Here is a 22,481-nt window from a genome sequence, read left to right on the forward strand (position 1 = left end):
TCCATTTCTATTCCTCTTCTTCGTCACCATCCGGCTGGTTATAGCCTTTGAGCAGGGCGACCTGCTTGATCAGATGGCTGTCCATATCGAGTACGATCCATTTGTCTTCTTCCGTATTGACATAGTCATCCGTTTCAATATCAGTATTGATGCTCTGGAGCCAGCCGCCGATGGTGTCGATGTCATCACTGTTATCGAATGTGATGTCGAACTGTTCATTGAGGTCGTCGAGCAGTACACGTCCATTTATGTGGTAGATGTCATCTTCCACTTTGACGATATCAGGTTCTTCATCCTCATCGAATTCGTCCCTGATTTCTCCGACGATCTCCTCAAGGATATCCTCCATGGTGATCATGCCGGCAGTACCACCATACTCATCGATGATGAGGGCGATATGCACACGTTCACGCTGCATCTTCACCAGTGCATCGCTGATGCGTGATACTTCAGTAAGCATCGGTATTTCATGTATATGATCTTCCGGCCTGACTTCCTCGTCGGATACATGGTTGGTCAGGAACTCCCTCACATTGAGGAAGCCGATGATCTGGTCCTTGTCCCCGCTCTCATCGGTGACCGGATAGCGGGTATAGTTGTGCTCTTTGACATTCTCCAGTACATCTTCGATGTTTACGGGATCCGTCAATGTGATCATCTGCGTCCTTGGCACCATGATGTCCTTTGCGAGCCTTTCGTCGAAGGAAAAGATGTTCTGCATATATGCAAGTTCTGTCTGATTTATTTCTCCACTTTGATAACTTTGTGTCATTATAATCTTAAGCTCATCTTCCGAGTGCCCCTGTTCTACAGCCACATCCTTGAATCCGACCAGTCTGACGAGGAATCTTGCAGTACCGTTCATCGTCCAGATCAGTGGTTTCATGATGACACCGAAGAAATAAAGGGGCCCTGAAATTACCAATGCCAATTTTTCTGCATACTGGATTGCAACTGTCTTTGGTGCAAGTTCACCGACGACGACATGGATGAAGGTGACGATGATGAATGCCAGCGCTACGGTCAATACTGTGGTCAACTGGTCCGGTATTCCGATCAGTTCAAAAAGGGGATGCAGTACGACTTCAAATGTCGACTCCCCGATCCAGCCGAGACCGAGGGCGGTTACAGTAATACCCAGCTGGCATGCAGACAGGTAGTAGTCGAGCTCCATCGTCATCTTGCGCACACGGCGCGCTTTCCTGTTGCCCTCTTCAATGAGCTGATCGATGCGTGACAGCCTTGCTTTGACGAGTGCAAATTCAGATCCTACAAAAAGCATTGTGAGTATTATAAGGATTACAAATAAAATTAAGTTCCATATCGTGGTTATGTCCAATTAGTTCCCTTGTCTAGAAGGGATTCACCTCCGGTAATATTTGACTACAATCTTTGCGTATAGTGCTTTCTGAAACAGGGTAACGATTCTCTTCTAACATCTCAGTCGGCACATGAAATTTCAAATCCGCCTTCCCAATTGTAGTCACCTCCCAAAAGTTAATAATTATAGTCATTTTACCATAATCACTTTTCTCCTTGCTACATCTAATCACTTTTCAAACTATATAATATGTAGGTTTTATGTCGAAGCGACGTTTTCCGGCACTCCCGCTTCCTTGTTTGCATAAAAAAATGCGATCCGGAACTGATTCCGAATCGCATATCCTATCGGCCTTTTGTAAATCCAAATCCAATTGTACCATGTCCGGTATGCACGCCGGCTACAGTTACCAGAGGCTCTACCATCAGGTTGACATCAGGCAGCCTTTCCTTGATCTTCTTCTTCCATTCGTCCACCAGGCTTGCACTTCCCGCATGTACGAGGCCGAGCGTCTTCACTCCCTCTTCTTTTACGTGTTCCTCAAGATTAGCAAGCACTGCATTGTATATCTTCTTTTTCGTGCGCAGTTTCTCTCCGATAACTACTTTGCCGTCATCGAATTCGAGCTTCAGGTGGATGTTGAGGACGGAGGCGAGCATGGACTGGGAAGCGGATACCCGTCCGCTCTTCCTCATCTGGCTGAAGCTCTGCGGCAGAAGGTAGAGCTGGGTGCTTCTGGTCATCTCCCTGATTTCCTCCACCACTTCTTCAATATCCTTGTCGGACTCCCTCGACTCCACCGCATGTTCGACCATCTGCTTCATCGGATAGCTGCCGATGCGCGAATCGATGACATATACAGGTTTTGACATGTCTTCCGAAGCACTGAGCGAGCTCTGGTATGTCCCCGTCAGTTCACTCGACGCATGTACTGCAATGACAGCTTCATACTCATCATCCGCTTCAATCGCTTCATATATCTCCATGAATTCCCCTATTGTCGGTTGGGAGGTCTTTGCCCCTTCCCCGCTCTCTTTCAGCATGTCATAGATTTCCTCAGTCGTCGCATCAATGCCGTCCCTATAGGCGACGCCATCGATGATGACAGACATGGGCAGCACCTTGACATCATGCTTTTCCCTGTATGCCTGATCGACGCCCGAGGCGGAATCCGTCACCACTGCTATCTTTTTCATATTAATCCCTTCCTTCGTACCGCGTAATGTTTCAACCAGTGTAGCATTTACTCCCATATAATACTATAAATAATCCCTGAAGCGCTGTACCGCCTGATGGACGGCACCTTTCTCCTTCATCAGGGCTTCATATGAGCCCGATTCGATGATGCGCCCCTGCTCCATATAATGGATGAAATCGAATGATTCGAGTCTGCTGAGATCGTGTGTGCTGATGATGAGGGTGGGCTTTGACAGTATGCGGTCCCACACCTTCTGCTTCAGACTGTCATCCAGGCGTGCCGTCGGTTCGTCCATGATCCACCATGGCTTATCTTCTGCCAGCATCCGGATGAAATGCAGCCGTTTCTGTTCCCCACCCGACAGTCTGCCGGTGAATTCGATGGGGGTATCAGGACTGTAGTATGCCATCCCCATCTCTTCCAGATCGGCCGCCACTTCTTCCGGTGACCTGTCGATATGGCCAAACAGAGTGACATTATCCATTACAGTCGCATTATAGAAATCCAGCTGCTGGGGCATGATCGAGGCATTGCCGGCCAGTGCCCCGTAATCTGTTTCGCTGCCCCCGCTGTACACAGTGACTGCAGGATCTGCATGGATGATGCGCTCTATCAGCGTCGTCTTTCCTGAACCGCTGCTGCCGATGATTGCATGCTTCTCCCCTTTTTTGAATGTCACAGAAATATCCTTCAGTACATCCAATGATGCATTCGGATAGCGGAAGTTCAGACCGTCCGCCCGGATGGCCGTCAATTCCGCCCCAATGTCCCGCTGTTGAGAAGCAGGGACATCCGTCTCCAGTTCGGCAACTGCCGACTTCACCCTTCCATATTGGCTGGCAGGATTCATCACGGGCATTATCAGGTCGAAATAGCTCAAGGCAATGAGCATCACCATCGGTACCCAAAGCGGCGTATCTTCATAGGTCAGGACGATGATCAGAACGATGGCTGCAATCTGGACTGCCTGGGCGATGAACTGCATCATCGCTTCGTATGCGGCGAGCCGGTCCTCGTTTCTTCTGATGGCCCACAGTTCAGGGGAGAGTCCTTCCCTTTGTGCGTCAGCTTTCTTCGTCACCCACAAATCGGTATAGTCATGGATGAAGTGGTACAGTTTTCCGTAAAGTGCATCATCCGTGGCTTCCCTTGCCTCGAGTGCTTTTGCCATCCTTCCTTCAAACATCTTGGGGATGGCGAATAGCAGTGTGAGTGCAATTGCTCCTGCCAGCGCCGCAAAAGCAGGACCGAAATAGATCGACAGCACTATGAGCAGCAGTGAGATCAGTACGGCTACGATATAGGGATAGATGATCCGTATATAATAGTTCTCCACCTGCTCGAAATATTGATTCAGCCTTTGGATGAACTTTACGCTATGCGTATTCCTGCCGGTGCGGATCGTACTCCTGAAATAATCCAGCCGAAGCCGCCCGATCAGCTGGAAGGTCGCCTCATGCGAAAGGAGGCGTTCTATATACTTGAATGCCCCTTTCATCATTCCGAAAAGCTTGATGACTGCGATGATCAGTATGATGACGAAAAAAGGCGGGTCAAAGAAGCTCAGACTGATCATGTAGCCGCTGAGGCCAAATAGCGCGATGCCGACAAGACCGCCCGAGAGGCCGAGGATGATGCTGTAGAGTATCTGCTTTCTTTCATTCTTTAAAAATTCCATCACGATGCCCCTTTCGCGAGGGTGATCTGCCTGTTGCTGAATGTATAGTGGCGGTCTGCAATATTGAGCAGTTTCCTCCGGTGGACGACTGCCACGATCGCCGCCTCCTGTTTGAGTTCCGCCAAGTGCTCCATGATGAGCGCTTCAGTCGTAGCGTCGAGGAATTCCGTCGGCTCATCCATCAGTATGATGCTGGGGCGCCTTATCAGGACGCGCGCAATCTTGAGTCTGACGATTTCCCCGCCAGAGAGGGGGATGTTGTGGTTCACTATCGGTGTATGGATCCCTTTCTCCAGGTTGTCCAGGCTGTCCATCAGTCCGAGCTGATCCAGTATATGGACAACTTCCTGCTCCTCATACTCGCCATCCGATACATAATCATGGATGGTCGTGTCGGAGAAGTAGACTTCATCTGAAATATATCCGATATCCTCATTGGAGAGGGCGACTGTACCCTGCTCCGGCGGATGCAGTCCAAGCAGCATGTGTATGAAGGTGCTTTTGCCGATGCCGGACGGTCCGGTGATGGCGACGAATCCCGTCTTCGGCAATGTCATATCGACATCTTCCAGCAGCATATCCTCACCGTAGCCGAGCGAGACACCTTCGAGTGCAACCGAATCGGAGGTGGCTCCGAATGTTCTGTAGTCCTCCCTGGCAGAGTCAGTGGCGAGCCACTCTTCGATGCGTTCCAGATGACCCTGCGAAAGCTTGCCATTATGGAACTCGATGCCGAGCACCTTCAGCGCATTATAGAATTCAGGCGCGAGCAGCAGGGTGAAGAACGCCGCATAGAATGTGATGCCATCAAATATGATGATCTGAAGTCCAACCTCCAGTGCAATCAGTCCGATGCCGAGTATCGTAATGAATTCAAGCATCAGTGTGGACTGGAAGGCATACTTCAGAATATGCATGGTCTCCCTGACATATCTTTCGTTGTACTGTTTGAGCTTCCCGATCACCGTATTTTCAGCCCCGGTGTGCCTCACCGTGTTCTTTCCCCTGATGAGGTTGAGGAAAAGTGTCCCGAGCTCATCGAACTGGGCAGCCTGCGCCTCCGATTCATCCTTGGTGCGGAGACCCACAAGCACATAGTAGAGCGGAACGAACGGCGCCGTAAACAGCATGATGAAGGCTGCGTTCCTGTGGATCAGGAACATCGCAGCAATGATGACGGTAAGCTTGACCATCGTCTGGATGACTGTCGGGATGAAGACCTTCTCGAATGGCCGATATTTCTCGAGATGTACGAAGATGGCGTTGAGCATCGACTCAGAATGCTTCCGCGTCTGATCGTCTATAGTGGAGACCACCCGGCCAGCAAGTGCTTCAATCCTTGAATTCGCCACACGTGCTCCGACAACCTTGTAGAGTGCAGACATCAGGGCATAAAGAAGGAAGAACAGGGCCACCCACATCAGGCCGTCGACACCCGGGGCAGCGCCCTCCATTACGATATCCTCAAGCATCATGGACAGATGATGTCCGAACATGATGAATGCTGAAACTCCAAGTGCGGACATGAGGGCATACAATATAAGGTATTTCTTTGGCATGTTCAGCTTCATATTATTCCCTTCCTGTCGACAAAAAACGTGAAGGTATACTCCACGTTTGATCAGCCGCCTATATAGCTCATATTGATTTTATTCCTCTTGCGCCGGTTTTCCGCTGTAATCTCGGTCCGGAGATCCGAATACCGGTCATCGCGCTTGTTCCATACACCTGTCAGCACTTCAACCAGTTCATCGTCTGAAATGCCTTCCCGCATAATCTGCTTGATGTCGAAACCTTCCACAGCAAACAGGCAGCCATAGAACTTGCCGTCGGATGAAAGCCGCGCGCGTGTACATGTGGAACAGAAGCTTTCCGAAACACTTGTAATGAAGCCAAGATAGGATTCTGCATCTTTATGGCGGTAGACTTTTGCCACTTCGCCATAGTAGGCGGGATTCAGGGGTTCAATATCGAACTCGTCCTCGAGCATCGCAAGAATTTCCTTCTTCGTGATCACCTTATCAAAGTTCCAGCCATTATCGTTGCCCACATCCATGAATTCTATAAACCTGAGCGTGACGGGCATCGTCTTGAAGAACCGCGCCATAGGGAGTATCTCATGTTCATTGAGGCCTTTCTGGACAACCATGTTGATCTTTATTTCAAAGCCGAGGGATATGGCATACTCGATCTGCTCGATGATCCTCGATGTACCGATGCCGCGGTCGTTGATCTGACCGAACAGCTCATCATCCATCGCATCAAGGCTGATGTTGAGCCTTCTCAGCCCCGCATCATACAACTTCTTGCCATGCTTCTTGAGCAGCAGCCCGTTTGTCGTCATTCCGATATCTTCGATGCCTTCTATTTGGTTGAGCCGGGCGATCAGCTCGTGCAGATCTTTTCTCAACAAGGGTTCCCCCCCTGTGATCCGCAGCTTTTTGACACCGAGTGACGCATAGATTTTTGCGATGCGCTCCAATTCTTCAAATGAAAGGAGCTCGTCCTTCTTCATGAATTCGAAATCGTCCCCGAAAATCTCCTTCGGCATGCAGTAGCTGCACCTGAAGTTGCAACGGTCAGTCACTGATATCCTCAAATCACGGATCGGCCTGCCAAATTTATCTGTAATGCTTTCTACCATAGGTATTCCTCCTCAGTGAATGTCCGTCTTTCTGTTTATATTCATGAACGTTCCGTTATCGATGTCATGAAGCGCTGCATCCACTTCGATCATTTCCTTCTTTTCAAATAAAGCACGCATGCTCCGCCGATTCTCTTCCAGCAGCTGTCTGATGGTTCTCGACAGATCGCTGCCCTGGTACACGGCAATGAGCGGGTGGAGGCGTTCGGCTTCCTTCGTAACGATGATCGCATCTTTATGCTCGACCGCCCGGTCATGCAGTATCTGCAGCCAGGACGGCGACACATAGGGGACGTCACATGTTACGACGAGGAGCCTTTGTCCCGGAAAAGCTTCCGCCAATGCAAAGAGTCCCCCGAGGGGACCCTGATCCTGGAATTCAGGATGGTCCACAACCGTCTGATGGCCGTTGAAGTGTGCTTTCAGACGTGCATTTGTACTGATCGCTATCCGGTCGCACTCCCCGGATTCGACGAGGGCATCGAGAGCATGCTTGTACATCGGCCTGCCCTCCAGTTCGAAGAATGCCTTGTCCTCTCCGAAACGCGTTGAGTTGCCCCCGGCCAACACGATGCCGATTGTCTCCGTCATCCACCGCTCACTGGCGGAATCAGTGCAACCTCATCGTCGTCATCTATGACCTGGTCATCCTTGACGAACGACTCGTTGCAGGCCACCTGGAACACATCCCCCTCGAGTGATGGGAACTGCGCGTATATTGCCTGCTTCAATTCGCCGGCCGTCATGGCGCTGGGGCCATCCAGTATAATCCGGCTTTCCCCGACCTTTTCCTTCAATCCTGCAAACAGCATTACTTTCATATCATTTCTCCTCCAAGCTTGGATGATACTGGCGCTGGTCGCCCATCCATTCTTCTCCGTCTTCCCATACTTCCTTCTTCCAGATGGGGACGATCTCCTTGATGCGCTCGATGGCATATTCATTGGCGCGGTAGCTGTCTTTTCTGTGTGGGGCACTCGTCACGATGACGACCGCAATATCCGAAATTTCAAGCTTTCCGACACGGTGTGCAATCGTCGTCCGGACTCCCGGCCAGCGTTCGCTGATCTCTTCCCCGATCTGGGCGAGCTTCTTCTCCGCCATCGGCTTGTATGCTTCATATTCCAGATGGACGGTCCGTGTCCCTTTCGTCCACTCCCTGACATGTCCGGTGAACATGCATACGGCGCCCTGCTTTTCATCTATTGTATATTCGTGATACCGATTGATGTCAATCGGCTCATCCACTACTTCAAACTGTTTCATCATCAGAACTCCATTCTTCAAACCATTGGATAATATTACCCTCATCATACCGCATATCAGCATGCTTTAAAACATTCCGGAGGCCTATTTTATCTACATTTGTGTGACCATCCGTAAAAGAGTGGGTGAGTACGATTTTGGGGTATTCCTCCCGTTTGTAGCCTTCTATCAATAATACATCGACCTCCCCGGCAAGCTGCATCATCTGAGCCTCCAGGGACGGCTGTACATTTTCAGTCCGCACCGACATATTCGGCGTATTGAGTATTGTGAAATCTGCCCCTTTTTCAAGGAAGCTGCCTGTATCTGTACCTGCATCGATGACACCTTTATCCAGATGGTGGTGCTTGATGACTGCCACCCGTTTACCTTTTGATTTCAGCAGCGCAACCATACGCTGGATCAGGGTCGTCTTGCCGGTATTCTTGAATCCGACGACCTGCAGAACCTTCATAGGTCGAATTGCGGTGTGCCGGTCGTCATGTCGGTCATCATGACTTTGACACCGTCCCCTTTTTCATAGCCTCTCGTGCCCCCGGGCAGGACGATGATGCCGTTGCTCCTGGCAATCGATGTGACCGCATTCGATTTGTTGAAGCCGGCTGGTCTGGCATATACCCGGCCGTCACGGTAGTCGATCTCAGCCCGGACAAAGCGGGTGAAGGGGTTCGCCTTTTTGAAGTCTCCATCAAGCACCGCATCAAGAATCGGCGCATGGATGCGGTCGTGCCCCATCATCTTGAGGAGAGCCGGCCTCGCGAAGAGCTCGAAACCGGTATAGCAGGCCGAAGGATTCCCGCTCAGACCAAAGAGCGGAGTATCATCGAGCATGCTCACCGTCGTGACGCTGCCCGGCCGCATGCCGACCTTATTGAACAACTCTACAGCACCCAGTGCTTCGTAGAGCTTCGGAAGATGATCATAATCGCCGACGGAGACACCGCCGGTCGTGATGATCGCGTCCACTTCCTGGAGCATCTCGCGCACCCTTCCGAGGAGCGCATCAAAATCATCCGCCTCCAGTGCATACATGCGTCCGTCGATATTCATCCGTTTCAGTTGGCTCAAAATCATCGGTCCGTTGGAATTCCTTATCTTTCCGGGCTTAAGCGGGGCATCGATGTCCACCAGTTCGCTGCCGGTCGCAAGTATCCCGACAATCGGCTGACGGTATACCTTCACATGCTTATAGCCGAATGTTGCCAATGTTGCCACAGCGCCTGGATTGATGAAGGTGCCCTCGGGCACTATCTTTTCGCCCTCCCTGCACTCCTCACCCCGGATGGCGATGTTTTCCCCAGCATTGAATGATTTCCTTACAGTAAATGTATTTCCCGCCTGCCGCGTCTGCTCAAACATGACGACTGCATCGGCACTCTCTGGGACCGGCGCACCCGTCATGATGCGGAAGGCTTCATTCTGCTTCAGTTCGTAGTCGCTTGTCGAACCGGCCGGGACCTCGGCGACGACTTCAAATTCGACCCTATTTTCCCCGGATGCCCCCGAACTGTCTGCTGCGCGGATTGCGAAACCATCCATCGCAGATTTGTCGAACAACGGCACATCCATGGTCGCCTTCAAGTCTTCACCAAGAATACGGCCATAACTTTCTGTATGGGAAACCGTTTCGACAGACAGTGGCTTTATGCGTTCCACGACCCGCTCCACTGCTTCCGTCACTGGGATGGGTGTACGATTCAAATTCATATCATCACTACTTTCGTCTTGTAGATTCTGTTATACTCATTGTACTAGAAAGGAAGATTCAAATGTCGGAATTCACTCATTTCAACCCGGAGGGCAGAGCCCGCATGGTCGATGTATCAGATAAAGAAGTGACGACCCGTACAGCCGCCGCCAGAAGCATCCTCGGCGTAACCGAGGAAATCCATCAGGCAATTACCGGCGGCAAGGTAAAAAAGGGGGATGTCCTGTCAGTGGCACAGGTTGCAGGCATCATGGCAGCGAAGAACACACATCAGATCATCCCGATGTGCCATCCGCTCCCCCTTTCCGGCGTCGATATATCGTTCCATTGGGATCTTGAGGACGGCCATTTCCTTCATATCGAGGCGACGGTCAAAACGACCGGCCGGACAGGCGTGGAGATGGAGGCCTTGACCGCAGCCAGTGCCGCCGCCCTCACCGTCTATGATATGTGCAAAGCCATCGACAAGGGCATGGTCATCCATGAGACGGCGCTCCTGTCAAAAACCGGAGGAAAGTCCGGAGACTACCATATCAACAAATAAGGCGTGCCCGCGGGCACGCCTTATTTGTTGAGTTCATGTACAAAGTGGTTCAGCTCAGGCACGATCAGCCGCTCCATGCCAAGCGTCACCGCTCCTGTGGAGCCGGGCAGTGCAAAGATGACTGTCCGCCCCATCGTCCCGGCCACAGCCCGCGAGAGGATGCTCCGTGACCCGATATCTTCAGTGAAGCTCAGCATCCTGAAGATCTCACCAAACCCTTCGATTTCCTTGTCGAACAACGGACGCAGCGCTTCGATCGTCACATCCCGATGGGCGATGCCCGTGCCCCCGGTCGTGATGACGGCATCCAGTCCACTATCGACCATATGCTCGATGGCCTCTGTGATTTCAAGGGCGTCGTCCTTTACGATCATGTAGTCGCCCTCCCCAATGACAGCATTCAGCGTCTCCAGATGCTGAATGACCTTTCGTCCGCCTTTGTCGGTATCCTTCGTCCGCGTATCACTGATGGTGATGACGCCCACTTTGATGTCCCGATCGATTCTGCCGATGATGCTCATAGATATCCTCCTAGCCAAACAGTTGGTTGACGAGTGTTTTCGCCTTGTTCATTTCATCCAGTCCATGAATCAAGAGCCGCCCATTCCTGAAACATACGAACCGGTAGCCGTCATACTGGAATTCCTGGAAATACGGAGTCCGGTTCACCTTCGTGCCAAGACGGCCTACCGCATGATCCACCGCTGCTTCGGTGATCCGGTCATCCATCACCTGGACCGTATCCCTCCCGCACAGGCGCATCGCCACATCAGCCTTCATATCAAGGGCCGGGTAGGTCGGGGCTTCCCCGCATGTTTCGCAGGATGCCTCCTTCATACCGTCGATGCGGTATTTCATATGATCCATATCCCATACATTCCCGATACGCATGTAGAATGGCGCTTCGTACTGTTCCGTCAATATCTTCAGCGCTGTGGTGACCTGTTCGGCCACTGCCATCTGGACAGCCGGCGCGATGATGCCGGCTGTATCGCATGTCAATGTGGTCGTCGGCAGCACCGGCACGAGGCAGCGGTAGCAGGGCGTCGCCCCCGGGACGAAACCGCAGCTGCTGTAGGAAGCCTCCACACATGCCGCGTACACCCATGGCTTGCCGTACTTGTAGGCCACATCATTGATCAGAAGGCGTGTATCGAAATTATCGGTGCCATCCAGAAGAAGATCCGCCTCCTCTGCGAGATCTTCAAGCAGCGGCCCGTCACAATGTGCGATGTGGGCGTCGATTTCAAGATCCGGACGTATTTCCAGCAGCCTTTCCTTGGCTGCAATCACTTTCGGTTTCTTCTCGTCTGCATCCTTTTCCGTGTACAGCGTCTGGCGCTGCAGGTTGGAGTACTCCACATAATCACGGTCGATCAGTATGAGCTTCCCTACCCCGGCACGTGCCAGCAATTCACCCGAAAGAGAACCAAGCGCCCCGGTCCCGACGATGAGTACCGTACGGGACGCGATGAGGCGCTGTCCTTCCACTCCTATTTTATTGTATAGCATCTGTCTCGAATAACGTTCCATATTATCACTCTCATGCCAGTTCATTTTTCTTAAGATTACTATTCATGTAGAACATTGTAAACAAGGCGATGATACAGAATACGGCCAGGAGTATGAACCCGAGCGCATAGCTCCCTGTTAGATTATGCGTCTGGTCGATGACTATCGGCGGGAAGAAGCCTCCAAGTCCGCCCATCATGGCAACAAATCCGTTGCTGATGCCCGCCTGTTTGGAGAAGTATGTCGGAACGAATTTGAATACGAGACCGTTCCCGATTCCTGCACATACTGCAGCCAGCAGGCTGCCCACTGTAAACAGGAAGATGAAGTTGTACGTGAAGGCCAGAAGCAGCCCGGAAATTGCCAGTCCAACAAAAGTGATAATCAGGGCATGCAGTGCATTGAACTTGTCGCCGATCATCCCGCCCACCGGCCTGAGCAGTGTCGCTATAATGATGAATACCGCTGTCCTGACACCTGCATCAAGCGTGGTCAGACCAAACAGTTCCTCATTTGTAAGGAAGCTCGGCAGGAAGAGGCCGAACGCGACGAATGCACCAAATGTGATGAAGTACCACAGGTTGAAGAAGTAGAACTTGTAGTCCCTGATGACTTCCTTGAACTGTTTCGCAAGCGGAAGGTTCACCTTCTTCTCCTGCTTGTCTCCAAATATAAATTGCAGGATGGCGAAAAGTGCAAGTACTACAAGATAGGTCTGTACTGCTGCCTGCCAGCCGCCGAAGGCGAGTGCCAATGCAGGTGCCCCGAAGCTCGTCACCGCAGTACCGATGTTGCCCATTCCATATACACCGTTTACGAAACCATGCTTCTCTTTTGGATAGTATTTAGGAAGACTTGTAACACCAATACTGAATGTTGCACCACCGATACCTAGGAATACGGCTGCGATCATAAGATCCGTTACAGTGCTTGCAATACTCAGATAGAATACGGGAATCAGCAGGAATATGAAACTGAATAGGAATACTGTGCGCGCGCCTGTCTTATTTGCGAATATACCGAAAGGTATGCGCAATACGGAGCCAAGTATTACCGGCAGCGCAACGATGAGCGCCTGCTGTTCTGCAGCTTCCGGTATATCCTTTACAATTTCGGGGAATAGCGGCGCCAGCAGTGTCCATACCATGAATCCAGCGAGCAGGCTGAATGTATGGAGGATAAGCTGTTTTTTACCCATTTTTTCATTCATACGGACTAACCTCACTTACTTTAGATTGTGATTTATTATACAAATGTATTATATAATCTGTTGGCAATCTCTGTAAGAAGGGAAAACCCTACATTTGGGCAGCGGGGTCCCTATTCGGTAATCAGGGTGTTCACCTGCTCCAGAAGCACTTCTTCGTCGACTTCCTTGAGCACTTTATCGGCCATCGTAAACAGCACGGACTCCTCTTTCACCATATGTACCATCAGCACTTCGTATGCTTCCATGACATCCTTTACCATTTCATTCATGCTGTCGAGCGACATTTCATTCATATCGTGCATCGAATGATGGAAGAAGTGTTGGATATAGGCATCGATCTCCTGATGCTCTTCCTCTATTGAGAGGATCGGTCCCTGCTCCAGTCCGATGTAGGCACCGAGCATCGGGAAGAAATACTGCTCCTCCTTTGCCTGATGACGCTTCAGGGGCTTCTCGAACGCCGTCAGCTTCTCCCTCAGATCCTTTATGACCATGAGTCCTTCGAGGCGGCTTTTGACATCATCGTTTTCAAATTTGAGCACCAGCTGGAACCATTCATTCATCAGATATTTCAGGTACCTGTGCTCATTCTCCAATACACGCAATGCTTTTACTTTAAATTGAAACTGTTCCTGCTCTACCATTCCATTCACCTACATTCAAAAATCTATCAACTTTTTCTTCATGGCATATTCTACAAGTTCAGGGCGTGTGGAGAGGCTCAGTTTCTCCATGATCCTTGCTTTATGCGCTTCCACCGTCTTGACTGAAACGAACAGCATTTCTGCTATATCCTTATTGCCGTAGCCTTTAGCGACCAGCGGTAGGATTTCCAGCTCCCGCTTCGTAAGGATGCTGAAGGGTTCTCCCAATTTCTCCGGGAACTCTTCATCATTCAGAAGCTTTTCCATGTTCTCATCCATAAGGACCGGGTCGATATACCTTTCCCCATCGTGGACTTTCCTGATTGCCTTGATCAGTTCCTCATCTGGAGAGTTCTTAAGAATATACCCCTTTGCCCCGCTCCTGAATGTGTGCGTAATATATTCCTCATCGTCATACATCGTCAGAATAAGTATCTTTATACCAGGAAATGCATCATGGATGCGGCTGGCAGCAAAAAGGCCGGACTCTCCTGGAGGCATGCTGAGATCCATCAGGAGCACATCCGGCCCGAGTTCCTTCACCTTTTCGAAAGCCTGTCTGCCGTCAGCTGCCGTGCCGACCACTTCCATATCCGGCTGATAGTTGATCAGCATGCTGAAGCCTGTGCGGACTACTGCATGGTCATCAGCAATGACAATTTTCATGCTATCTCCTCCTATACTGGAATGGAACCGAAGACTCTGGTGCCTTTTCCGGGCATGCTGTCGACGCTGACAGTGCCGCCCACGCTGCTGGCCCTTTCCGACATGCCGAAGAGGCCGAGACCTGTACCAATCGGAGTGTCCCCGGTCCGGAAGCCCAGGCCGGAATCTTCAATTTCGAAATGGACATGTGGGCCTGTTCCGTCATCCATTTCCTCAAGCCTTACATTGACCGTATCCACTTCAGCATATTTGGCAGCATTGAATATCGCTTCCTGGATGATCCGGTAGAGCACCGTCTCCACTTCCGGATTGAAGCGCTTCCGCTGGATGTCGAGCGTGCAGTCCACAGTGATTCCATACTGCTTTTCGATCCATTTGAAATGTGTCTTGAGCGCTGCTTCTATACCCAGGTCGTCGAGGCTCGCCGGACGCAGTTCTACGGAGATGTTCCTGACATAATCGAGCAGCCGGCTCAGGGAATCCTCCGACTTCATCATCTTTTCGTTCAGTTCATCACGGTCATCGATATACTTGAAGAGCCGCATCTCCAGAAGCACATTGAGCAACTCCTGGGTGACGCCGTCATGCAGATCCCTCGATATGCGCTTCCGCTCACCTTCCTGTGCATGGATGATGCGCTGCGTCAGCCTCTTCTGGTGCTCGATCTCCTGCGTCCTGAGCTGCTCGGACAATGGATTCAGCGTGAACACACTGATGTCGTTTTCCGGGTCGATGCGCTGGAAGTTGGCGATGAAGGGTACAACATCGCCCTCCCTCGTGCGCATATATACTTGGAAGGTCACCTTTTCATCGACATGCAGATAGCAGTTGTTGCACTCCACACGCCCCCCGGCAGCATACATGCCCTGGCAATGTGTGCATATATGCTGAAATTGGCTTTTGTCATAGTTGGTATCATCCAGTGTGGCTGCGGCATGGGCATTCATATATACGATTTCTCCATCATTGTTGACGAACAGTATCATTTCTTTTGACTGGTGGAACATTGCTTCAAGCAAATTGACCAGGCTTGTATTATTCATTAACCATCAGCTCTTTCAATATTTGTTGTCTGAGGGTCGTTTCTACATACTGTTTGATTGCTTTATACTCTGTGTCGGTAAACGCCCTTTCCCTTCTATTACCCATCAGCAGAATGCCTATAACCTCTTCATCGTCGTTCCATATCGGAAAGGCGATGAAGCTTTTCAGATGCTCCATCCTGAGTATGGGATAGCGGAAAAGGCTCATCGCTATCTCCGTTTCTGATATATCCTGGACAACCATCGTCTTGCCGCTCTTCATGACCGCCCCGGGCACACCTCTGCCGGTGGGGAGCGCAATTTTCCTCCACCTGGAATTAGTGCTCCCCACATTATACTTCCATTTGACCGTATACTGGCCACGTCTGTTCTTCACATCCGTCAGCGCAACTATATTAAAATTGAATGTTTCCTTCATGTCCATCAGGACAGATTCTGTTTTCTCTACCATCATACTACTCCTCCATCTCAAGGAGATCCCCTCTGCCATGTTTTCCTTCTGCTATCTGTTCCTACGGTAGACGACATAGCTTCTGCCCAGATAGTTGAAAGGCAGGCTCCATGCGTGAACAAGACGTGTTGCAGGCCATAGTGCAAAAATCAGGAATCCGGTTAATACATGTATTTTAAAGGTCAATGGTACATCCGTCATCAGATTTGCATCAGGTGAAAAGATCAGCAGTCCCCGGAGCCAGACAGAAATCGAGGCCCGATAGTCGAAATCGGTCACCACCGCATTTGTTACGAGCGTTGCATACACGCCGATGAAAGTGATGAACAGCAACAGAAAGTTGACTGTGATATCCGATGCTGAACTCAACCTCCGTACCGATGTCTTCGTGATGCGGCGGAAGGTGAGGATGATCATGCCGAGGAGCATGACGACACCGAAGAACCCACCGACATATACAGCCCCGATATGGTAGAGGTGTTCAGTCACACCGATTGCTTCCAGCCAACGCGCAGGAATAAGCAGCCCGACCAGGTGGCCGAAGAAGACAGGAATGACTGAAAAGTGGAACAGGATGCTCCCGATCATGAGCTGCTTCTTCTCGATGAACTCGCTCGATTTGGCGGTCCACCCAAATTGGTCAATCCTATACCGCCAGATGTGTCCGACTACGAAAACCGCGACACACAGGTATGGGAAAATCACCCATAGAAATTGGTCAATCATTTTCCACGCCCTCTTTCTCCGACACTTCCACACATGCTTTGAACGTTTCCCTCAATCCTTTGATCAGATTGAAATATGGGCTTTTATTCTTTTCAAGCGCCTGGATGATATGGTAGGTGCCGTCTTCAAGCACCATGATGAGCAGTGCCATGCTCTCCTTCGCCCGGTCATCCCCACGCCAGTCTGCGGCGTAGAGGAATTCGAGCATCAAAGGCAGGTAGTCGCTCAGTTCATTGTCCGGCATCTTCAAGCCGAACATTTCATAAAGTACCTTAAGCTTCGCGAGCATCTGCCCGCGCTCTTTCTGGTCTTCGAATTTGAAATACGTCATATAGAGATTCGTATGCTTGTCGAAATCGAATGTCTGAGTATAGACCTGCTGGATGTCATCCAGTCCTATTTCATGCATATCCTCCCAATATTGCTGAACATAAGGGTAGGCGGGGTGGCTTTCCCAGAAAGCCCCCTCGAATTCCCTTGGGTGAAAATCCAGCTTTTCAGGATATGTGAGCTGGTTGGCAAAAAAGCCGAATGATTCTTTGTATTCATATAATTTTTCGAGATTAATCACGCCATATTCCCCCGTAGAAGTTCTCTTCATAGACTTCCTTACCAGATTTCGCTACTGACGCCTGAGCGAGGGATGGTCCACATCCGTCACAGTCCGATCCGCCGAAACCGAAGCCGCTGCTGCCCTGTGAACGGTATGGGTCTGCATACTGCTCCCTGTGGGAACTCGGTATGACGAAGCGGTCTTCGTACTTGGCGATCGCCAATAGGCGATACAGAGATTTTGTTACATTGGCATTCATGCCGACACGTTCCAATCTTGTTTCATCAAAGTCCTTGCCGCTTGAGATGGCCCTCATGTACTGTCTCATCATCGCCATCTTCTGGAGCGCTCCTTTAACCGGTTCCACATCGCCGGCAGTCAGCATGTTCGCCAGGTACTGCAGTGGAATCCGCATTTCTTCGATTGCCGGGAAGATTGCATCCGGATTCTTGATGGAGTCCTTGCCCTCGAAGTAGTTCATGATCGGACTGAGCGGCGGGCAGTACCATACCATCGGCATCGTGCGGTACTCAGGGTGGAGCGGGAATGCAAGCTTGTATTCCACCGCCAGTTTGTATACCGGTGAACTTTGGGCTGCTTCGATCCAGTCTGCTGAGATGCCGTCGCGTTCCGCCTGCTCGATCACTTCAGGGTCATTCGGATCGAGGAAGAGGTCAAGCTGCGCTTCATACAATGCCTGCTCATCTTCAACGGACGCCGCTTCGAGTACGCGGTCTGCATCATAGAGCATGACGCCGAGGTAGCGCATTCTGCCTGTACAAGTTTCTGAACATACAGTCGGCAGCCCCGCTTCTACACGCGGATAGCAGAATGTACATTTTTCAGCTTTGTTCGTCTTCCAGTTGAAGTACACCTTCTTGTATGGGCAGCCGGTCATGCAGTAGCGCCAGCCGCGGCAGGCTTCCTGGTCGACGAGTACGATGCCGTCCTCATCACGCTTGTACATAGCACCTGAAGGGCAGCTTGCCACACAGCTCGGGTTCAGGCAGTGTTCACACAGTCGTGGCAGGTACATCATGAATGTCTGCTCGAAGTTGAATTTGATTTCCTCTTCGATCTTTTCGATGTTCGGGTCCTTTGGTCCTGTAATGTGGCCGCCGGCAAGGTCATCCTCCCAGTTCGGTCCCCATTCGAGGTCCATCTTTTCTCCGGAAACGACCGAGTGGGCCTTCGCTACAGGGCTGTGTTCACCCTCTTCTTTAGTGATGAGATCGTGGTAATTGTACGTCCACGGCTCATAGTATTCTTTCATTTCAGGCATATCCGGGTTGTAGAAGATCTTCCCGAGCGCAATCTTTGAAAGTTTCGTGCCGCTTTTGAGTTCCAGACGGCCGTTCTTGAGTTTCCAGCCGCCTTTATAATGTTCCTGGTCTTCCCATCGTTTCGGGTAACCGATCCCCGGTTTCGTTTCTACGTTATTGAACCACATGTATTCTGCACCCGGTCGGTTCGTCCATGTACTTTTGCACGTTACACTGCACGTATGACATCCAATGCACTTGTCCAGATTCATCACCATTGCTACTTGCGCTTTAATCTTCAAGCCAATTGACCTCCTTCATTTTTCTTACTGCCACATACACATCCCTCTGGTTCCCTATCGGTCCATAGTAGTTGAAACCGTAGCTTGTCTGGGCATATCCCCCGACCATCTGTGTCGGTTTCATGTGTATTCTCGTCGGCGCGTTGTGGCTGCCGCCCCTTGTATCCGTAATTTCAGAACCCGGCATCTCAATATGCTTGTCCTGTGCGTGATACATGAACATCGTCCCTTTAGGCATCCTGTGGGAAACGACTGCCCGTGCGTTGACCACGCCGTTGCGGTTGTAAACTTCAAGCCAATCATTGTCGTTGATGTCGTGCGCTTCTGCATCCAGCCTGGAGAGCCACACTGTCGGTCCGCCCCTGAAGAGCGTCAGCATGTGCAGGTTGTCCTGGTATGTGGAGTGGATATTCCACTTGCCGTGCGGCGTCAGATACCTCAGTACGAGGCTGTCGACGCCTCCTTTGACCTGCTTATCCCTTGTGCCGAACACCATCGGCGGCAGCGTCGGTTTATAGACCGGCAGCGCCTCCCCGAACTGCAGGAACATGTCATGGTCCAAATAGAATGACTGGCGCCCTGTCAGTGTCCTGAACGGTACGTTATGCTCAACATTTATCGTGAATGGGCTGTAGCGTTTGCCTGGTCTGTTGTAGCCCTGGAACACTGCAGTCGGCAGCACTTCCCTTGGCTGTGCGGTAATGTTCTTGAAGGTGATCTTCTCATGTTCACGCTCGGCTGCAATGCCTGTGACCGACATGCCCGTCTGATTCTGCAGGTTTTCATAGGACTTCCTGGACACTTCACCATTCGAGCAGGAAGCAACATGGAGGATGACATCGGCAACATTCCTTGCTGTGCCCATCTTCGGCAGGCCATCCTTGATCGTACCGTCGGTATAGACTCCGAGCATATCCTTCAGTTCCTCGTACTGGTCGCTCACATCGAATGAAATGCCATGTGCCCCGATATTCGTCTTGAACTTTGGTCCGGCAGTGATGAACTTGTCGTACACTTCCGTATAGTCCCGCTCCACCACTTTCATTCCCGGCATCGTCTGCCCAGGAATGGCTTCGACCTCTCCTTTCGACCAATCCTTCACATGGCCGAGCGGCTGTGCGATCTCCTGTTTCGTATCATGGGCCAATGGTGCTGTGACAAGGTCCTTATGCTTGCCCGGCAGATGTTCTTTCGCCATGTCGGTGAACCTTTTCGACAGGTCCTTGAATATGTTCCAGTCGGATTTCGACTCCCACAGCGGGTCGACCGCAGGATTGAACGGGTGGATGAACGGGTGCATGTCGGTACTTGAAATATCATGCTTCTCGTACCATGTCGCCGCCGGCAGGATGATGTCCGCATAGATCGGTGTCGCCGTCATCCTGAAGTCGAGTGCGATCATGAGATCGAGCTTCCCTTCGACATCATCGCGCCATTCGATCTCTTCAGGGATGAATTCATCGTTCGGTGTGGCGAGCAGGCCGTTTTTGGCCCCGAGCAGGTGCTTCATGAAGTACTCCTGCCCTTTCGCAGAAGAGGAGATCAAGTTGGAGCGCCAGATGAACAATGTTTTAGGGTGGTTCTCCTTCGCACCCGGATCTTCAATCGCAAATCGTGTTTCCTTATTCTTCAGCTGATCGACTGCGAGGTCGATGATGGCCTGATCGGAGTCATCCCCCTTGGCAGCGGCCTCCTTGGCAAAGTCAAGGCTGCTCTTATTGAACTGCGGATAGCTCGGCAGCCATCCAAGTCTCGCTGCAAGTACGTTGTAGTCCGCAGGGTGCCTGTAGTCGATCTTCTCTGCTGTCGGAGACTGCAGTGCATCTGCACCAGCCTCTTCATATCTCCATTGCTCTGTAGCAAAGTAGAACCAGCTCGTTGCATTCTGCTGGCGCGGTGGTGCCTGCCAGTCCTTCGCAAATGCGACATGTCCCCAACCTTCATAGGGACGCACCTTCTCCTGTCCGACGTAGTGTGCCCAGCCGCCGCCGTTCTTGCCTTGACAGCCGCACAGCATCACAAGGTTCAAGATCGCCCTGTATATCGTGTCGGAGTTGAACCAGTGGTTGATGCCGGCACCCATGATGATCATGGAACGGCCGTCCGTATCGACTGCGTTCTGTGCAAATTCACGTGCAATCTGAATGACGAGAGATTGCTTCACACCGGTGATCTCTTCCTGCCATGCTGGCGTATAGATGCAGGAAGCATCATCATAGCCACGCGCTTCATTTTCAGTGCCGAAGCGGTTGACGCCATACTGGCTGGTCATCAGGTCGTAGATTGTCGCCACATAGCGCTCCGTACCGTCCGCAAGCTTCACTCTGCGTGCTGCGATCGGACGCTTGAATACGCTGTTGCCGGCATTGTCGAAATACGGGAATACGACTTCGATCACTTCAGCATCATGTCCTTCGACAGTGAGCGCCGGATCGATGATTGAACCATCCTCCTGTTCAAGTCTGAGGTTCCACTGCTTGCCGTCTTCCCAGCGCTGTCCCATCGTGCCATTGGGAGCGAGCAGCTGATCCGTGTTGCCATCCAGGATGACGGGCTTCCACTCTGCGTTCGTGGATTCGATGCCAAGATCGCTTTCCCTCAGGAACCTTCCCGCCTTCAGAGTATCCTGGAAATCGTCCAGCATGATCAGGAACGGCATGTCGGTGAAGCGTTTCGCATAATCTATGAACATCGGCTCCTGCCTCTGATGATAGAACTCGTCCAGGATGACATGCGTCATTCCCTGTGCGAGTGCTGCATCCGTGCCCGGATTCGGAGCAAGCCAGTTATCCGCGAATTTGACGTTCTCTGCATAGTCCGGTGCCACAGAAACGATTTTCGTCCCCTTGTATCTCACTTCCGTCATGAAGTGGGCATCCGGTGTGCGGGTCAACGGTACGTTCGACCCCCACATCATCAGATAGTTGGAGTTGTACCAGTCCGCCGATTCCGGAACATCCGTCTGTTCGCCCCAGATTTGAGGTGAGGCGTTCGGAAGATCTGCGTACCAGTCGTAGAAGCTGAGCATCTCGCCGCCGAGCAGAGAGATGAACCTTGAACCTGCTGCATAGCTGATCATGCTCATTGCAGGAATTGGCGTGAATCCTGCAATGCGGTCAGGGCCGTATTTCCTGATCGTGTAGATGAGCTGGGCCGCGATCAGCTGCGTCGCATCCTTCCACGTGACGCGCACGTGGCCGCCCATGCCCCTTGCCTGCTTGTAGGACTTTGCCTTCTCTTCATCCTCGACGATGCTTGCCCATGCCTGGATCGGATCATCCTGTTCTTCGAGTGCCGTCCGCCACAGACGCCACAGCTTGCCTCTCATATATGGAAACTTGATGCGCATCGGGCTGTATTCGTACCATGAGAAGGAGGCGCCGCGTGGACATCCCCGCGGTTCATATTCCGGCATATCGGTACCGCAGGAAGGATAGTCCGTCTGCTGGTTTTCCCATGTTATGATGCCGTTCTTGACGAATACCTTCCAGGAGCAGGAGCCTGTACAGTTTACCCCGTGGGTCGTCCTGACGACCTTATCGTGACTCCAGCGCTGCCGGTACATCTTCTCCCATTCCCTGCTCTTATCTTCCATTATTGACCAGTTACCGTTGAATTTTTCCGTTGGTTCGAAAAACTTCAGACCGAACAATTTCTTCATCTGTGCCACTCCTATCAGAATATCTACTATGACTCTAAGATATATCCATTATCTGACTGTTTCAGAAAGAATGATATTAGGGAAATTCCTAC

22 protein-coding genes are annotated in these 22,481 nt (G+C 51.3%); 1 reads left to right on the forward strand and 21 read right to left on the reverse strand.

The features are described 5' to 3' along the window. Window positions 1-7 precede the first annotated feature (7 nt). The 10 genes from EDC33_RS06610 to EDC33_RS06655 all read right to left on the reverse strand — a co-directional run bounded on the left by EDC33_RS06610 (window position 8) and on the right by EDC33_RS06655 (window position 9,814). Window positions 8-1,339 carry a hemolysin family protein gene (locus tag EDC33_RS06610; protein WP_124010572.1) on the reverse strand — a complete coding sequence of 444 codons (1,332 nt, stop codon included), beginning with the start codon at window positions 1,337-1,339 and terminating at the stop codon, window positions 8-10. Between the two features lie 326 nt (window positions 1,340-1,665). Continuing rightward, window positions 1,666-2,517: a DegV family protein gene (locus EDC33_RS06615; RefSeq protein ID WP_124010573.1), complete on the reverse strand. Its 852-nt coding sequence runs from the start codon at window positions 2,515-2,517 to the stop codon at window positions 1,666-1,668. Between the two features lie 63 nt (window positions 2,518-2,580). After that, window positions 2,581-4,197, reverse strand: a complete 1,617-nt coding sequence (locus EDC33_RS06620; RefSeq protein WP_124010574.1) for an ATP-binding cassette domain-containing protein — start codon at window positions 4,195-4,197, stop codon at window positions 2,581-2,583. Continuing rightward, window positions 4,197-5,768, reverse strand: coding sequence for an ATP-binding cassette domain-containing protein (locus EDC33_RS06625; RefSeq protein WP_124010575.1), 1,572 nt, complete (start codon window positions 5,766-5,768; stop codon window positions 4,197-4,199). The genes EDC33_RS06620 and EDC33_RS06625 overlap by 1 nt, the downstream gene beginning before the upstream one ends. Before the next feature lie 50 nt (window positions 5,769-5,818). After that, complete coding sequence (gene moaA / locus EDC33_RS06630) at window positions 5,819-6,841, reverse strand: GTP 3',8-cyclase MoaA (RefSeq protein WP_040105143.1); 1,023 nt, start codon at window positions 6,839-6,841, stop codon at window positions 5,819-5,821. A gap of 12 nt (window positions 6,842-6,853) precedes the next feature. After that, the gene (gene mobA / locus EDC33_RS06635; RefSeq protein WP_124010576.1) at window positions 6,854-7,432 is read right to left on the reverse strand and encodes a molybdenum cofactor guanylyltransferase; all 579 of its coding nucleotides are present in this window, start codon (window positions 7,430-7,432) and stop codon (window positions 6,854-6,856) included. Then, window positions 7,429-7,662 carry a molybdopterin converting factor subunit 1 gene (gene moaD, locus EDC33_RS06640; protein WP_124010577.1) on the reverse strand — a complete coding sequence of 78 codons (234 nt, stop codon included), beginning with the start codon at window positions 7,660-7,662 and terminating at the stop codon, window positions 7,429-7,431. Before moaD ends, mobA begins: the two co-directional genes overlap by 4 nt. Before the next feature lies 1 nt (window position 7,663). Then, on the reverse strand, window positions 7,664-8,107 hold the full coding sequence (locus EDC33_RS06645; RefSeq protein ID WP_124010578.1) for a molybdenum cofactor biosynthesis protein MoaE: 444 nt from the start codon (window positions 8,105-8,107) through the stop codon (window positions 7,664-7,666). Next, window positions 8,094-8,561, reverse strand: coding sequence for a molybdopterin-guanine dinucleotide biosynthesis protein B (gene mobB / locus EDC33_RS06650; RefSeq protein WP_124010579.1), 468 nt, complete (start codon window positions 8,559-8,561; stop codon window positions 8,094-8,096). Before mobB ends, EDC33_RS06645 begins: the two co-directional genes overlap by 14 nt. Continuing rightward, entirely contained in the window at window positions 8,558-9,814 is a 1,257-nt protein-coding gene (locus EDC33_RS06655; protein ID WP_124010580.1) for a molybdopterin molybdotransferase MoeA, read from the reverse strand. The genes mobB and EDC33_RS06655 overlap by 4 nt, the downstream gene beginning before the upstream one ends. A 62-nt stretch (window positions 9,815-9,876) precedes the next feature. Between EDC33_RS06655 and moaC the strand changes: the two genes are divergently transcribed. Further along, a complete protein-coding gene (gene moaC, locus EDC33_RS06660) occupies window positions 9,877-10,359 on the forward strand; it encodes a cyclic pyranopterin monophosphate synthase MoaC (protein ID WP_040105149.1) in 483 nt (160 codons plus the stop codon). Window positions 10,360-10,379: 20 nt separating this feature from the next. On the opposite strand, the gene EDC33_RS06665 is transcribed toward moaC, so the two are convergent. From EDC33_RS06665 to EDC33_RS06715, 11 genes are all read right to left on the reverse strand, one after another. Continuing rightward, on the reverse strand, window positions 10,380-10,880 hold the full coding sequence (locus EDC33_RS06665) for a MogA/MoaB family molybdenum cofactor biosynthesis protein (protein ID WP_124010581.1): 501 nt from the start codon (window positions 10,878-10,880) through the stop codon (window positions 10,380-10,382). A gap of 10 nt (window positions 10,881-10,890) precedes the next feature. Beyond that, on the reverse strand, window positions 10,891-11,892 hold the full coding sequence (locus EDC33_RS06670) for a ThiF family adenylyltransferase (RefSeq protein ID WP_124010582.1): 1,002 nt from the start codon (window positions 11,890-11,892) through the stop codon (window positions 10,891-10,893). A gap of 10 nt (window positions 11,893-11,902) precedes the next feature. Next, window positions 11,903-13,081 (reverse strand): nitrate/nitrite transporter, encoded by a 1,179-nt coding sequence (locus EDC33_RS06675; protein WP_124010583.1) that lies wholly within the window; start codon window positions 13,079-13,081, stop codon window positions 11,903-11,905. Window positions 13,082-13,191: 110 nt separating this feature from the next. Then, entirely contained in the window at window positions 13,192-13,725 is a 534-nt protein-coding gene (locus EDC33_RS06680; RefSeq protein WP_094906734.1) for a hemerythrin domain-containing protein, read from the reverse strand. A 15-nt stretch (window positions 13,726-13,740) separates the two neighbouring features. Then, a complete protein-coding gene (locus EDC33_RS06685; protein ID WP_124010584.1) occupies window positions 13,741-14,391 on the reverse strand; it encodes a response regulator in 651 nt (216 codons plus the stop codon). An 11-nt stretch (window positions 14,392-14,402) separates the two neighbouring features. Continuing rightward, a complete protein-coding gene (locus EDC33_RS06690) occupies window positions 14,403-15,434 on the reverse strand; it encodes a sensor histidine kinase (protein WP_124010585.1) in 1,032 nt (343 codons plus the stop codon). After that, window positions 15,427-15,885 (reverse strand): GAF domain-containing protein, encoded by a 459-nt coding sequence (locus tag EDC33_RS06695; RefSeq protein ID WP_170156369.1) that lies wholly within the window; start codon window positions 15,883-15,885, stop codon window positions 15,427-15,429. Before EDC33_RS06695 ends, EDC33_RS06690 begins: the two co-directional genes overlap by 8 nt. A 51-nt stretch (window positions 15,886-15,936) precedes the next feature. Beyond that, a complete protein-coding gene (gene narI / locus EDC33_RS06700) occupies window positions 15,937-16,611 on the reverse strand; it encodes a respiratory nitrate reductase subunit gamma (RefSeq protein WP_040105156.1) in 675 nt (224 codons plus the stop codon). Further along, window positions 16,604-17,182, reverse strand: a complete 579-nt coding sequence (gene narJ / locus EDC33_RS06705; RefSeq protein ID WP_040105157.1) for a nitrate reductase molybdenum cofactor assembly chaperone — start codon at window positions 17,180-17,182, stop codon at window positions 16,604-16,606. The genes narI and narJ overlap by 8 nt, the downstream gene beginning before the upstream one ends. Next, window positions 17,175-18,728: a nitrate reductase subunit beta gene (gene narH / locus EDC33_RS06710; RefSeq protein WP_040105158.1), complete on the reverse strand. Its 1,554-nt coding sequence runs from the start codon at window positions 18,726-18,728 to the stop codon at window positions 17,175-17,177. Before narH ends, narJ begins: the two co-directional genes overlap by 8 nt. Next, on the reverse strand, window positions 18,718-22,389 hold the full coding sequence (locus tag EDC33_RS06715) for a nitrate reductase subunit alpha (RefSeq protein ID WP_124010587.1): 3,672 nt from the start codon (window positions 22,387-22,389) through the stop codon (window positions 18,718-18,720). Before EDC33_RS06715 ends, narH begins: the two co-directional genes overlap by 11 nt. Window positions 22,390-22,481 lie beyond the last annotated feature (92 nt).

Source organism: Salinicoccus roseus (assembly GCF_003814515.1).
GTDB lineage: Bacteria > Bacillota > Bacilli > Staphylococcales > Salinicoccaceae > Salinicoccus > Salinicoccus roseus.

Coding starts and splice junctions, on each gene's coding strand:
- EDC33_RS06620 (WP_124010574.1), bottom strand. CDS start 4,197: ATGGAATTTTTAAAGAATGAAAGAAAGCAGATACTCTACAGCATCATC.
- mobA (WP_124010576.1), bottom strand. CDS start 7,432: ATGACGGAGACAATCGGCATCGTGTTGGCCGGGGGCAACTCAACGCGT.
- moaC (WP_040105149.1), top strand. CDS start 9,877: ATGTCGGAATTCACTCATTTCAACCCGGAGGGCAGAGCCCGCATGGTC.
- narI (WP_040105156.1), bottom strand. CDS start 16,611: ATGATTGACCAATTTCTATGGGTGATTTTCCCATACCTGTGTGTCGCG.
- EDC33_RS06665 (WP_124010581.1), bottom strand. CDS start 10,880: ATGAGCATCATCGGCAGAATCGATCGGGACATCAAAGTGGGCGTCATC.
- moaD (WP_124010577.1), bottom strand. CDS start 7,662: ATGAAAGTAATGCTGTTTGCAGGATTGAAGGAAAAGGTCGGGGAAAGC.
- EDC33_RS06655 (WP_124010580.1), bottom strand. CDS start 9,814: ATGAATTTGAATCGTACACCCATCCCAGTGACGGAAGCAGTGGAGCGG.
- EDC33_RS06685 (WP_124010584.1), bottom strand. CDS start 14,391: ATGAAAATTGTCATTGCTGATGACCATGCAGTAGTCCGCACAGGCTTC.
- EDC33_RS06695 (WP_170156369.1), bottom strand. CDS start 15,885: ATGGTAGAGAAAACAGAATCTGTCCTGATGGACATGAAGGAAACATTC.
- EDC33_RS06680 (WP_094906734.1), bottom strand. CDS start 13,725: ATGGTAGAGCAGGAACAGTTTCAATTTAAAGTAAAAGCATTGCGTGTA.
- EDC33_RS06670 (WP_124010582.1), bottom strand. CDS start 11,892: ATGGAACGTTATTCGAGACAGATGCTATACAATAAAATAGGAGTGGAA.
- EDC33_RS06675 (WP_124010583.1), bottom strand. CDS start 13,081: ATGAATGAAAAAATGGGTAAAAAACAGCTTATCCTCCATACATTCAGC.
- moaA (WP_040105143.1), bottom strand. CDS start 6,841: ATGGTAGAAAGCATTACAGATAAATTTGGCAGGCCGATCCGTGATTTG.
- EDC33_RS06625 (WP_124010575.1), bottom strand. CDS start 5,768: ATGAAGCTGAACATGCCAAAGAAATACCTTATATTGTATGCCCTCATG.
- mobB (WP_124010579.1), bottom strand. CDS start 8,561: ATGAAGGTTCTGCAGGTCGTCGGATTCAAGAATACCGGCAAGACGACC.
- EDC33_RS06645 (WP_124010578.1), bottom strand. CDS start 8,107: ATGAAACAGTTTGAAGTAGTGGATGAGCCGATTGACATCAATCGGTAT.
- EDC33_RS06690 (WP_124010585.1), bottom strand. CDS start 15,434: ATGAATAATACAAGCCTGGTCAATTTGCTTGAAGCAATGTTCCACCAG.
- EDC33_RS06715 (WP_124010587.1), bottom strand. CDS start 22,389: ATGAAGAAATTGTTCGGTCTGAAGTTTTTCGAACCAACGGAAAAATTC.
- EDC33_RS06615 (WP_124010573.1), bottom strand. CDS start 2,517: ATGAAAAAGATAGCAGTGGTGACGGATTCCGCCTCGGGCGTCGATCAG.